This window comes from Staphylococcus schleiferi (genome assembly GCF_025558325.1).
In the GTDB taxonomy this organism is placed as follows: domain Bacteria; phylum Bacillota; class Bacilli; order Staphylococcales; family Staphylococcaceae; genus Staphylococcus; species Staphylococcus schleiferi.
This window is the reverse complement of the sequence record NZ_CP094712.1, coordinates 1469416-1483621: the sequence shown is the minus strand read 5'-3', so window position 1 is coordinate 1483621 and position 14206 is coordinate 1469416. Positions and strand designations below refer to the sequence as shown.

Genomic DNA, 14206 nt, shown 5'->3' with positions numbered 1-14206 from the left:
TAGCTATTGTATAGTTTGATGAACGAACGTATGTTTGTAGGAGGGGAATTGAGTGTCTGCAAAGAAAGTTAATAATTACTCGGATGATGCAATTCAAGTGCTTGAAGGACTTGAAGCTGTAAGAAAAAGACCGGGGATGTATATAGGATCTACAGATAAACGTGGTTTACACCATTTAGTATATGAAGTCGTAGATAACTCTGTTGATGAAATTTTAAATGGTTATGGTGACGAAATTAACGTCACAATCAATGCAGATGAAAGTATTACTGTAGCGGATAATGGACGTGGTATGCCAACAGGGACACATCGTTCTGGAAAGCCTACTGTCGAAGTGATATTTACTGTGCTACATGCCGGCGGGAAATTTGGACAAGGTGGTTATAAAACGTCTGGTGGTTTGCATGGTGTAGGGGCGTCAGTTGTGAATGCGTTAAGTGAATCGCTCAGCGTTGAAATTCATCGTGACGGAAAAATATTTGAGCAACACTTCGCTCACGGAGGTGTGCCACAAACAAAATTAGTTCAAAAAGGCACAACGAAAAAGACAGGAACAAAGGTGACATTCAAGCCGGATCCTGAAATCTTTAAAAATGCTACAAGCTTTAATTTTGATACGTTAAGTGAACGTTTGCAAGAATCTGCCTTCTTATTACAAGGATTAAAGATTACACTTGATGATCAACGTAAAGGAAAAGAACGCAGCGAAATTTACCATTATGAAGAAGGGATTAAAGCTTTTGTAAGCTATGTGAATGAAGGTAAAGAAGTCTTACATGATGTGGCTTTGTTCCAAGGAACGGCTAATGAAATCGAAGTGGATGTCTCTTTTCAATACAACGATCAATATTCTGAAAGCATTATGAGCTTTGTTAACAACGTCCGTACTAAAGACGGTGGTACACACGAGGTGGGCTTTAAAACAGCCATGACACGTGTGTTTAATGATTATGCGCGACGTATTGGTGATTTGAAAGCAAAAGATAAGAATTTAGAAGGTAATGATATTCGTGAAGGCTTAACTGCAATTATTTCTGTACGGATACCTGAGCATTTATTGCAATTTGAAGGACAGACAAAATCAAAGTTAGGTACGCCTGAAGCAAGAAGTGCAGTTGATGCTGTCGTTTCTGAAAAATTACCGTATTACTTAGAAGAAAAAGGACAATTATCAAAATCGTTAGTGAAAAAAGCGATTAAGGCACAACAAGCAAGAGAAGCTGCACGTAAAGCAAGAGAAGAAGCGAGATCAGGTAAAAAGAATAAACGTAAAGATACATTATTATCTGGTAAGTTAACACCAGCACAGAGTAAAAACACTGAGAAAAACGAACTTTATCTTGTCGAAGGGGATTCTGCAGGGGGTTCTGCTAAACTTGGACGTGATCGTAAATTTCAAGCTATTTTACCTTTGCGAGGTAAAGTCATTAATACAGAAAAAGCCAAGTTAGAAGACATCTTCAAAAACGAAGAAATCAATACAATCATCCATACAATTGGTGCTGGCGTCGGTAATGATTTTAGTTTAGAAGACAGTAATTACAACCGCGTCATTATTATGACCGATGCGGATACGGATGGTGCCCACATACAAGTATTGCTACTGACATTTTTCTTTAAGTATATGCGACCACTTGTAGCGGCAGGACGTGTGTATATCGCGTTACCACCCCTTTATAAGCTAGAAAAAGGTAAAGGTAAAAATAAACAAGTCTCATATGCATGGACAGATGAAGAGCTAGAAAAATTACAAAAAGAGATGGGTAAAGGTTTTATTTTACAGCGTTATAAAGGTTTAGGTGAGATGAATCCAGACCAGTTATGGGAAACAACGATGAATCCAGAGACAAGAACGTTGATTCGTGTTCAAATTGATGACGAGGTACGTTCATCTAAACGTGTTTCAACATTAATGGGTGATAAAGTTGCGCCACGTAGAGATTGGATTGAACGTCATGTTCAATTTGGCATGCAGGAAGATCAAAGCATTTTAGAAAATGATGAGATTCAAGTTTTGTCAGACCAGACAGTTGAAGAGGAGGATGCATAATGAGTGAAATCATCCAAAATTTACCTTTAGAGGACGTGATTGGAGATCGATTCGGTCGTTATAGTAAATACATTATTCAAGAGCGTGCTTTACCTGATGTACGTGACGGTTTAAAACCAGTACAGCGTCGTATCCTTTATTCAATGTATTCCAATGGCAACACGTATGACAAACATTTTCGAAAGAGTGCTAAAACAGTCGGTGATGTTATAGGTCAATTACATCCACACGGCGATAGCTCTGTATATGATGCGATGGTACGTTTGAGCCAAGACTGGAAATTACGTCATGTATTAGTTGAGATGCATGGGAATAACGGAAGTATTGATAATGACCCGCCTGCAGCGATGCGTTATACTGAAGCAAAATTGAGCCAGCTTTCTGAGCAAATCTTGCGTGATATTCATAAAGATACGGTAGATTTTGTTCCGAACTACGATGATACTGAAATGGAGCCTATGGTATTACCGGCACGTTTTCCAAATTTATTGGTCAATGGCTCAACAGGCATTTCTGCAGGTTATGCCACGGATATTCCGCCACATAATTTAGCAGAAGTGATTACAGCGACGTTAAAGTATATCGATCATCCTAATATTACTGTCAATCAGTTAATGAAACATATTAAAGGCCCTGATTTTCCTACTGGTGGTATTGTACAAGGGATTGACGGTATTAAAAAAGCTTATGAGACAGGTAAAGGCAAGGTTGTTGTCCGCGCGAAGTCTGAAACTGAAACGTTGAGAAACGGACGTCATCAAATTGTTGTTACTGAAATTCCTTATGAAGTGAATAAAAGTAGTCTCGTTAAAAAAATTGATGAGCTTCGTGCTGATAAAAAAGTGGACGGTATCGTTGAAGTACGTGACGAAACGGATCGAAGCGGTCTTCGAATTGCAATTGAACTTAAAAAAGATGTCAATGCGACTTCAGTGTTAAATTTTTTATTTAAAAATACGGACTTACAAGTTGCATATAATTTCAATATGGTTGCGATACGCGAAGGACGTCCTCAATTAATGGGCATTAAATCAATCATCGATAGTTATTTAAACCATCAAATCGAAGTCGTGAGTCGACGTACACGTTATGATTTGAAACATACGGAAGAGAGAATGCATATTGTAGAAGGACTAATGAAAGCTTTATCGATTTTAGATGAAGTGATTGCGTTAATTAGAAATTCCAAAAATAAACGTGATGCTAAAGATAATTTAGTTGAAAAATACGATTTTACTGAAGCTCAAGCTGAAGCGATTGTGATGTTGCAATTATATCGCCTGACAAATACGGACATTGTGGCACTTCAAGAAGAACATGCAGAGTTAAAAGGAAAAATCGATGCATTACGCCACATTCTAGATCACCATGATGCATTATTAAATGTCATTAAAGAAGAACTTACAGCGATTAAAAAGCAATTTAAATCACCACGTCTCTCAGTGATTGAAGAAAAAATAGCAGAAATCAAAATCGACAAAGAAGTCATTGTACCGAGTGAAACAGTGATGTTAAGTATTACGCAAGAAGGCTACATTAAAAGAACATCATTACGTAGTTTTAATGCAAGTGGCAAAGATGAAATCGGATTGAAAGAGCAAGATGGTGTACTTAAAATTTTAGAAGTCAATACGCAAGACAATGCGCTTGTTTTTACAAATAAAGGGCGTTACTTGTTCATTCCCGTTCATAAAATTGCAGATATCAAATGGAAGGATTTGGGACAACATGTTTCTCAGATTGTGCCGATTGATGAGGATGAGCGAGTTATTGATTGCTATGTTGTTTCTGAATTCGATGATCAAAGTGCCATCATCACAGCGACACGTCAAGGTATGATTAAGAAAAGCTTGCTCTCTGGTTTTAAATCAACACGCACGAATAAACCACTCGTGGCAGCTAAAATTAAAGATGGCGATGAATTGATTTCAGTCATGCATGTGTCAACGAAGACCCCTTCGCAGTTATTGACATTTTTAACTTTCAAAGGGATGTCACTCACATATGCGCTTGAAGAATTACCTGATACGGGTTTACGTGCTGCAGGTGTTAAGGGAATTAATTTAAAAAATGATGACCATGTTGTGATGGTTAATACAGTTTCACCACAAGACACGATTTTAATTGCGACTCAGCGTGGTTCACTTAAACGTATCGCTTTTAAAGTCTTACAACAAGCGAAACGTGCTCAACGTGGAATTACATTGTTGAAAGAGTTAAAGAAACAGCCGCATCGTATTGTGTCAGCGCGCGTGTGTCAACCTGATCAAAATCGCTACAAACTGATTTCTCAAAATGATACTTTTGAAGGCGAAATTAAAGATATTCATTTATCAGAGCAATATACAAATGGTAGCTTCGTTGTCGATACAACAGTATTTGGCGAGATAGAGAATCTGTTTGTTGAATAAGCACTAAAAAAATTTATAGTCACTGTTATACTTTGATGATAAAATGGGGCTAGTTGTTTTAACTTGATTGTTTACATTTTGAAATTAAAAAGTAAAGAGGGATTTGTGTGAGAGATTTTGATAGTTTAATTCCGGGGTGGTTTAAGGCTTTTATTCATGTCGGTAATGATTTGATTTGGTCTCAGTATTTAATTGGTTTACTTTTAACAGCAGGTTTATTTTTCTCAATTAGTTCTAAGTTTGTTCAAATCAGATGGATTCCAGAAATGTTTAGAGCTTTAACTGAAAAATCGGAAACTTTAGACAGTGGTGAAAAAGGTATTTCACCATTCCAGGCTTTTGCAATCAGTGCGGGTTCTCGAGTGGGAACGGGTAATATCGCTGGTGTTGCAACTGCAATCGTATTAGGTGGCCCTGGTGCAGTTTTTTGGATGTGGATTATAGCAATCATAGGGGCAGCGAGTGCATTTATTGAAGCCACTTTAGCACAAGTATATAAAGTGCCAGATAAAGAAGGCGGTTTCCGTGGAGGCCCTGCATATTATATTACTAAAGGACTCAATCAACGTTGGTTAGGTGTTTTGTTTGCGATATTAATTACAATTACATTTGCATTTGTTTTTAATACAGTGCAATCCAATACAATTGCTGAATCGTTAAATACGCAATACAACGTAAGTCCTGTGATTACAGGGATTATTTTAGCAGTCATTACTGCGATTGTTATTTTTGGTGGTGTGCGTAGTATTGCAACATTATCATCATTTATCGTTCCAATTATGGCAATTATTTATATTTTCATGGTATTAATTATTTTATTATTAAACTTTGATCAAATCTTGCCGATGATTTCAACTATTATTAAAAGTGCTTTTGGTATTGATCAAGCAGCGGGTGGCGCTGTAGGATTTGCTGTATTACAAGGTGTTAAACGTGGTCTGTTTTCAAATGAAGCAGGGATGGGTTCAGCACCAAATGCTGCAGCAACAGCCGCAGTCTCACATCCGGTTAAGCAAGGATTAATTCAATCACTCGGTGTATTTTTTGATACGATTTTAGTTTGTACTGCAACAGCGATTATGATTTTGTTATATACAGGTTTGAAGTTCGGTGAAGGACAACCACAAGGTGTGGCTGTGACACAATCAGCATTGAATGAGCATTTAGGTAGTGCTGGTGGAATTTTCCTTACAGTAGCGATTACATTATTTGCTTTTTCATCTGTAATTGGTAACTACTACTATGGTCAATCCAATATCGAATTTTTATCGACGAATAAAATGGTACTTTTTGTATTTCGTTGTTTTGTCGTTTTACTTGTATTTGTTGGCGCAGTCGTTAAAACTGAGACAGTTTGGAATACTGCAGACGTCTTTATGGGATTAATGGCAATCGTTAATATCGTGGCGATTATTGGACTTTCTAATATTGCTTTTGCAGTGATGAAAGATTATCAGAAACAACGAAAAGCAGGAAAACGACCGATTTTCAGACCAGAAGAATTAGAAATTAATTTATTTGGTATTGAATGTTGGGGTAACGAAATTCATAAAAATAAAAAACACGATTAGTTTCAATAAGGGCTGAGGCATGAATGTCTACAGCCCTTTATTAACAATTTTTTTAAGTGGAACGTTGATGAGTGAGCGTGTTATTTTAATATTGTATAACATTTGTCATTTAAACATATTTTTTTGTGAATAAGCCATGATTTTGTGCTTTTCATCTTCGGCAATAAGCGGTATGATTTGAATTGGATGTAAGAGGTGAAGACAGTGAATCAGTATACAATTAAAAAAGTCCTCAATAATAATGTACTTATTTGCCAACATCAACAATCTGAAGTGATTATCATCGGAAAAGGATTAGGGTTTAATAAAAAACCGGGCATGACAATTCGAGATCCAGAAACGATTGAGAAAGTTTTCAAATTAGAAAGCAAATCGGAGCAAGATCATTATAAAATGTTAATTGCGCACACTGATGAACGGGTGTTGCGTGTTGTCATTGATTCTGTTCAAATGATTATGTCGCATTTCGATTTGAGTCATGAAGAATCTTTTGTCGTTTCGTTAACAGATCATTTGATTTTTGCATTAAAGCGTATGGAAAACGGGCAATTAATTACTAATCCATTTTTAAGTGAGACAAAATATAGCTATCCAGAAGCTTATCAAATTGCGAAAAAAGTGGTGACGCGAATTAACTTGCAACTCAACATTGATTTTCCGGAAGATGAAGTCGGCTTTATTGCACTTCATATCGCTTCGCAGATCAATGATGTTGAATTTGGAGAAATGCAAACCGTTCCGAAATTAATTAATAATGCTATTCGAATGATTGAACATGATATGGGGATTGAAATTCCAGAGTCATCTATTCCATATCAACGTTTTGTAAGACATATCCATTTCTTATTGCAACGATTGAAAAAAGGTGAAGGCACAACCATTGAATTGAATTTTGAAAATCTATTGAAGACACAATACCCATTATGTTACAATATAGCTGTTAAAATAGTTAAAATGATTCAATCACAAATTGATGTTCGCGTATATGAAGCTGAAGTGGCATATTTAACGATGCATATCCATCAGCTGTCGCTCGCATCTAAAAAACAAGCATAAAAACGTGTTACTAAGTTAGATTAGGCATGAGTTTAAAACATTGTGAACAGTTTTCACATGTCGTTGACTCATGCCCTTTTTTTATGTCGTGTGAAGTGTGATGTGTCATAAATATAGGGAGGTTTATGTAGTGAGAAAGAAATTGTTTGGACAATTGCAACGTATTGGTAAAGCATTAATGTTACCGGTTGCGATTTTGCCAGCTGCAGGGCTACTTCTTGCATTTGGTGCAGCATTACAAGGTGATCAGTTACAATCGTATTTACCTTTTATTCAAAACCATGGTGTTCAAAATGTAGCTGAAATGATGGCTGCGGCGGGAAGTATTATCTTTGATAACTTGCCTATCATTTTTGCGATGGGTGTGGCCATTGGTTTAGCAGGTGGAGATGGTGTAGCTGCCATTGCCGCATTTGTAGGTTTTATTATTTTAAACAAAACGATGGGTGAATTTTTAGGTGTTACACCTGATAATGTTAGCGACACAGCAAAAGGTTATGCAAGTGTACTTGGTATTCCAACGCTACAAACAGGGGTATTTGGTGGTATCATCATTGGTGCGCTTGCGGCTTGGTGTTACAACAAGTTTTATAATATTTCGTTACCTTCGTACTTAGGTTTCTTTGCAGGTAAACGTTTTGTACCTATTGTGATGGCGACAACATCATTTTTATTAGCATTTCCGATGGCATTGATTTGGCCTATTATTCAAAACGGTTTAAATGCTTTTAGTGAAGGTTTACTCGACTCAAATACAGGTTTAGCTGTATTCTTATTTGGATTTATTAAACGTCTATTAATACCATTTGGTCTACACCACATTTTCCATGCACCATTCTGGTTTGAATTTGGTTCATATACAAACGGTGCAGGACAAATTTTCCGTGGGGACCAACGTATCTTTATTGAGCAAATCCGTGAAGGTGCGAACTTAACAGCAGGTAAATTTATGCAAGGTGAGTTCCCAGTTATGATGTTTGGTTTACCGGCAGCTGCGTTAGCAATTTATCATACGGCTAAACCGGAAAATAAAAAAGTTGTAGCAGGTTTAATGGGTTCTGCTGCTTTAACATCATTTTTAACAGGTATTACAGAGCCACTTGAATTTTCATTCTTATTTGTGGCACCATTATTATTCTTTATTCATGCTGTATTAGATGGTTTCAGCTTTTTAATTTTATACTTACTTGACTTACATTTAGGTTATACATTCTCTGGTGGATTTATCGATTTCTTATTATTAGGTATTTTACCAAACCAAACGAAATGGTGGCTTGTTATACCAGTCGGCTTAGTGTATGCGGTGATTTACTACTTTGTGTTCCGCTTCCTTATCGTCAAGTTCAATTACAAAACACCTGGACGTGAAGATAAACAAACAAAAGCAACGACAACATCGACAAGTGATTTACCATATGAAGTTTTAGAAGCGATGGGTGATAAAGACAACATTAAGCATTTAGATGCATGTATCACAAGACTACGTGTAGAGGTGAATGATAAATCTAAAGTAGACGTCGCACGTTTGAAAGATTTAGGTGCATCAGGTGTACTTGAAGTCGGTAATAATATGCAAGCGATATTTGGTCCAAAATCAGACCAAATCAAACATGAAATGCAACAAATTATGGATGGTAAAGTGGTTAGAGATCCTGTGACACTTGATGATAATGATGAAACAGTTATTGTTGATGGTTCACAATCAGATCTTGAAGTGACACATTCTGGTCTTGTATCCGCACCAATGAGTGGTGAAATTGTGCCACTTTCAGAAGTACCTGACCAAGTCTTTAGTGAAAAAATGATGGGTGAAGGTATGGCAATTCGTCCAAGTGAAGGTGAAATTTATGCACCATTTGATGGCAAAATTCAACTCGTATTCCCAACTAAGCATGCACTAGGTCTGGTTTCAGACAATGGTTTAGAATTGCTTATCCATGTTGGTCTAGATACGGTGAAGTTAAATGGTGAAGGCTTTACTGTTCATGTTGAAGAAGGGCAAGAAATTAAAGCAGGCGATCATTTAATGACCGTTGATTTAGAATTAATTAGAAAATCAGCGAAAAGCGATATTACGCCAATTATTGTAACGCAATCTGAAATTAAACATCTTGATTATACAGATGTGCAAACTGTTCAGCATGGTGATAAAATTTTTGAAATTTAACAGATAAGTTTGGAATGAAGGTCAAGATGCATTTGACTTGATGACATTAACCGATGTATTGACAATTATGGTTAAGCTTTAATCTTAATAGAAATCGCTCTAAGATGGTATTTGATTATAATCATCTTAGAGCTTTTTTATATTATTCGTGTGATTTCATTTTCTAAGGAAAACATCGTTCAACAGAAAATCATGCTTTATTATTTGAAATTTTCGGTTTATAGTCTGAAGAGCGTTGGTAATATTAATGGTATAATGAAGCGTATGAGGTTCATCGTTTAGATAGAAATAAATTTAAAGACTTGTATATTCATCTTTGCGACAAATTCGTATGTTTGTTTGTTATTATAGATTTAAGTTTAAATTTTTATGGAAAAGCGATAAACTATAACTAATTTCTAAAAGGCTTGGTGAAATCTATGACCGAACAGCAACAAAAAGAACAATTAGAACATCGAAATCTAAACATACGTGAGAGTCGCTTTATGAAATTTTTCGGTGGTAAAGACTTAATATTTGCATTGCTTGTTTTTATTTTAATAGGGGTTGTTATTTTTATATTTGATCGTGTGTCTTATATTTTTCAACCTTTCATTATTATATTTAATACTATTGCAGCACCGATTATTGTTGCGCTCATTCTGTACTATTTGTTTAATCCGATTATTAATTTAATGGAGCGTTATAATATTAATCGGGTCTGGGGCATTACGATTTTATTTTTAGGTATTGCTGGAATTATAACGATTGTTGTAAATTTATTAATTCCACTTGTTACAATTCAATTTGAACGCTTAATGCATAACTTTCCAAATTATATTAATAAACTCAGTTCCTTTGCGGACAATATGATGCATATACCATTTTTGTCTGATTATTATTCGCAAATTGAAAAAACACTACATGGTTTACAAGAAAAGGTGCCTAGTTTAGCTGATGGCTTAAGTTCAAAAATACGTGTTTTTGCTGAAACTGTTGTGAATATCACAGTTGTTATTGTGACAGTTCCTTTTGTTCTATTTTTTATGTTAAAAGATGGGCATCGTTTTAAAGAATTTTCTAACAGAATTGTTCCTCCAAAGTTTCGCAAAGATGTACATGATTTATTAGATAAAATGAGTGAACAAGTTGGGTCTTACATTCAAGGACAAATTATTGTCTCTTTCTGTATAGGGATTTTATTATTTATCGGTTACTCCATTATCGGCTTAGATTATGCTTTGATTTTGGCAAGTATAGCCGCAGTAACGAGTGTTGTGCCTTATTTAGGACCAACGATTGCGATTTCACCAGCGATTATTATTTCTATTATTACCTCTCCATTTATGTTGGTAAAATTGATTGTCGTCTGGACTGCAGTTCAATTTATAGAAGGTCATTTTATTTCGCCAAATATTATGGGGAAAACACTTAAAATTCATCCGTTAACGATTATCTTTGTCCTTTTATCTGCAGGTAATCTCTTAGGGATTGTAGGGGTTATTTTAGGTATTCCAACCTATGCGATTATCAAAGTTTTAGTTTCTCACATCTTCCTATTATTCAAGCGTCGTTATAATAAATATTACGCTGATGATGCAGGTGGATACGAGATGCCTGAGGAAGAATATAATAAAGAACAATAAAAGATGGAGAGATTGAGCAATCATAAAGTGTCTCAATCTCTTTTTCTAAGACATGGATTCACACATAGAGAAAGGAACAGTTTGCATGATAAAACAAAAACATCACTTGCTTAAATATCTAAAAATTGCATTTATCATTTTTTTAATCACAACGATTACAGTGATTTTAGTCAAAGAACTTGCGGCTATTGATTTTAAGAAAGTCTTCCTATTATTCAATCATATTAGTCCAATGGAAATGATTATTCTCTTCTTATTAGGGGGAAGTTCCGTCATTTTATTATCACTTTATGACGTGATTTTAACCGGTCGTTTTAAATTAGATCTTTCTCCTTTTAAAGCGTTGCGCGTCGGTTATATTATCAATGCGTTTAATAATATTATCGGATTCGGTGGTTTTATTGGCGCTAGTGTTCGTATGTGGTTTTATGGGAGTTATACAAATGAGCGCAAAAAGCTTGTTCAATTTGTCTCCTATATGTTGACGTCGATGCTGACAGGTTTAAGTTTCTTGTCACTATTAATCGTGACACATGTGTTAGATGTTAGCTTTTTATACCGCACATCGATTTGGTTTACAGTCTTTTTATACGTTATCGCTTTTTTATTACCTGTATTTATTATTATTTCATGGATTTGGCCTATTGATCGGACGGCGCGTTGGTTAGGGTCTATCTTTACACTCGTGTCTAGTTCAGAGTGGTTATTAGCGAGTATCGTTCTGTTCTGTGCATTCCAACTTGTAGGTGTGCATGTCTCTTATCCAGTGATTCTCAGTGTCTTTATTGTTGCGGCGATTTCAGGGCTTATTTCATTTATACCGGGTGGTTTCGGTGCATTTGATTTAATAGTTCTGTTAGGTCTACAACATTTAGGGATTGCCGAAGAAAAAGTGGTATTAGGGTTACTTTTATATCGTTTTGCCTATTACTTCTTCCCATTATTAATAGCACTTGTGTTAACCGTTTTTGAATTCGGTTCACTTGCGAAAAAATATGTTTCTGAATCAAAATACTTTTTACCCGCAAAAGAGGTTTCAGGTTTTTTAATGTCTTTCCAAAAAGACTTTGTTGCGTTAATACCATCACTTGCGTTGAGTATTCTAGTATTAATGATGAGTTCGATTTTATTCTTTAGTAATTTCTCCATTATATTCGATGCTTTAAATACGAAGCATCATACATTGTTTATTCTATTGTATATTTTAAATGTCAGTGCAAGTTTGATTTTACTGCTGAATTTACGTGGGATTATCGCTAGGAGTAAACGATCGATATTGTTTGCGATTGTAGCGCTCGTTATCTTATTATTATCTAATTTTTATGTATATGGCGCGACGTTATTATTACTCGTTATCGCTTTAATACTTGCAGCACTGATCTTTGCTTATCGTAAAGCACGTGTACTTAAACGACCACTTCGTATCCAAAAATTAACGATTATTTTAGTCATTAGTGCGATTGTCCTTTATTTCAATCAGCTATTAGTGAAGCAATTTTTATACTTAATTGAAGTACAACCGCCTAAAATTGACTTTTTCTTATTACGTTCAACTTTTTGGTTGTCTGTCATTGGTATGACATTAATTGTTGTGGTCATTATTTATCTTTTCGAATGGAATTATCGTCGCCCTCGAGAACATCATGATAAAGAAGTGGCCAGTCAAATTTTGAAACAATATGGCGGGCATTTATTAAGCCATTTATTATATAGTGGCGATAAGCTCGTATTTGTTAATGAACAACAAACGGCTTTCGTTATGTATCGTTATGACCGAAGTGCCTATATCATTTTAGGTGATCCTGTAGGTTTAGAATCAGATTTCCGTTCGTTGCTGACGGAGTTTTATGAGTATGCCACATATTTAGGTAGAGATGTCATTTTTTATCAAGTGTCTGAAGATTATTTGACGCTTTATCATGACTTTGGTAACCAATTCTTCAAATTGGGTGAAGAGGCGTTAATCAACGCGACAGACTTTACAGTTGCAGGTAAAAAACGACGTGGTTTTAGAGCGACGTTGAATAAATTTGAATCATTAGGTTATCAATTTGAAATTTTAGAGACGCCGTTAGACGAGAAAACGTATGATCGATTGCATCAAATTAGTCGAGAGTGGCTAGGTCAGCAATCAGAGTTTTACTTTTCAGTAGGTCGATTCACGCCTGCCTATATTAACGCAGCGCCAGTTGGGGTGTTGAGAAATGAAGAAGGTCGTATTGATGCCTTTTGTACATTAATGCCTGTTGAAGGTGCAGATACCATTTCCGTCGATTTGATTCGTTGGGATAAATCATTAGGCTTACCTTTCATGGACGCGTTATATTTAAATATGATTTTATGGGCCCAATCAGAAGGCTATTCACGTTTTAATATGGGGATGGCGACATTATCCAATGTTGGACAAGTGCCTTATGGTCATATTAGAGAGAAATTTGCAGGTCGCTTTTATGAACACTTTAATGGTTTGTATAGTTTCCAAGGTTTACGTCAATATAAAAGCAAGTTCAATCCAGATTGGGAGTCACGCTATTTAGTGTATCATCGAGGCCAAAGTGTCTGGGAGAGTCTCATTAAAGTGACAAGAGTGATTCGTCGAAAAAAATAATTGTAATAGAAAAATAAAAACGCCGACAAAGTCATAAGTACTTTGTCGGTGTTTCTGTAGTTTAAAACCAATATGTGATAAGTCCGATATAAAAATCCTTTATTCAAATCAGCAATGGTATGCTTATGTTTACTTAATTTGATGAGATTGCGCGTAAGCTTCACGTTCTCTTTCTTGTTGTTCAAAACGTTCAGGGTCTTTTTTATAGAAATCTTGATGGTATGCTTCAGCTTCATAAAATTCAGAAGCTGGAAGAACTTTAGTGGCGACTGCTTTATCGTGGTCAAAAGTGCCTTCGAGTGAAGCAATATAAGCTTCAGCGACTTCTTTTTGGTCTTCGTTTGTATAAAAAATAGCAGTGCGATACTGCGAACCTCTATCTTGGAATTGTCCACCGTCATCAGTCGGATCAATCACTGAGAAAAAGATTTCTAACAGCTTTTGGTATGAAAAGAGTGCGACATCATACTCGATTTTGACTGTTTCATAGTGACCTGTTTCTCCTGTTTTCACTTGTTGATACGTCGGTTGATCAACGTGGCCTCCCATATAACCTGATGTGACTTGCTCAATGCCCTCGTTTTGGTCAAATGGCTTGGTCATACACCAAAAGCAACCACCTGCAAAATATGCTGTATTGATATTCATTTAAACACCCTTCCATATAAGAACTTGGTATGATTTTATGGTTTTCACTTGATTTTTAAAATAAATTTAT

At 35.8% G+C, this 14206-nt stretch carries 8 protein-coding genes; 7 read left to right on the top strand and 1 reads right to left on the bottom strand.

Annotation, left to right across the window (positions count from 1 at the left end):
- Window positions 1-52 precede the first annotated feature (52 nt).
- The 7 genes from parE to mprF all read left to right on the top strand — a co-directional run bounded on the left by parE (window position 53) and on the right by mprF (window position 13488).
- Entirely contained in the window at window positions 53-2050 is a 1998-nt protein-coding gene (gene parE, locus MUA40_RS06985; RefSeq protein ID WP_167732848.1) for a DNA topoisomerase IV subunit B, read from the top strand.
- Entirely contained in the window at window positions 2050-4461 is a 2412-nt protein-coding gene (gene parC, locus MUA40_RS06980; protein WP_262569296.1) for a DNA topoisomerase IV subunit A, read from the top strand. Before parE ends, parC begins: the two co-directional genes overlap by 1 nt.
- 107 nt (window positions 4462-4568) lie before the next feature.
- Entirely contained in the window at window positions 4569-6032 is a 1464-nt protein-coding gene (alsT, locus tag MUA40_RS06975) for a glutamine transporter AlsT (RefSeq protein ID WP_016425018.1), read from the top strand.
- A 204-nt stretch (window positions 6033-6236) separates the two neighbouring features.
- Window positions 6237-7088: a glucose PTS transporter transcription antiterminator GlcT gene (glcT, locus tag MUA40_RS06970; protein WP_126496121.1), complete on the top strand. Its 852-nt coding sequence runs from the start codon at window positions 6237-6239 to the stop codon at window positions 7086-7088.
- 130 nt (window positions 7089-7218) lie between these two features.
- Entirely contained in the window at window positions 7219-9255 is a 2037-nt protein-coding gene (gene ptsG, locus MUA40_RS06965; RefSeq protein ID WP_167732850.1) for a glucose-specific PTS transporter subunit IIBC, read from the top strand.
- A 419-nt stretch (window positions 9256-9674) separates the two neighbouring features.
- Complete coding sequence (locus tag MUA40_RS06960) at window positions 9675-10880, top strand: AI-2E family transporter (RefSeq protein ID WP_016425021.1); 1206 nt, start codon at window positions 9675-9677, stop codon at window positions 10878-10880.
- Window positions 10881-10965: 85 nt separating this feature from the next.
- On the top strand, window positions 10966-13488 hold the full coding sequence (gene mprF, locus MUA40_RS06955) for a bifunctional lysylphosphatidylglycerol flippase/synthetase MprF (RefSeq protein ID WP_016425022.1): 2523 nt from the start codon (window positions 10966-10968) through the stop codon (window positions 13486-13488).
- 129 nt (window positions 13489-13617) lie between these two features.
- Here mprF and msrA read toward each other — a convergent pair whose 3' ends face one another.
- Complete coding sequence (gene msrA, locus MUA40_RS06950) at window positions 13618-14136, bottom strand: peptide-methionine (S)-S-oxide reductase MsrA (RefSeq protein ID WP_016425023.1); 519 nt, start codon at window positions 14134-14136, stop codon at window positions 13618-13620.
- Window positions 14137-14206: the final 70 nt, after the last annotated feature.

Excerpts from the sequence above, each read along its gene's own strand:
- mprF (WP_016425022.1), top strand. The coding sequence starts at position 10,966 with ATGATAAAACAAAAACATCACTTGCTTAAATATCTAAAAATTGCATTT.
- msrA (WP_016425023.1), bottom strand. The coding sequence starts at position 14,136 with ATGAATATCAATACAGCATATTTTGCAGGTGGTTGCTTTTGGTGTATG.
- MUA40_RS06960 (WP_016425021.1), top strand. The coding sequence starts at position 9,675 with ATGACCGAACAGCAACAAAAAGAACAATTAGAACATCGAAATCTAAAC.
- parC (WP_262569296.1), top strand. The coding sequence starts at position 2,050 with ATGAGTGAAATCATCCAAAATTTACCTTTAGAGGACGTGATTGGAGAT.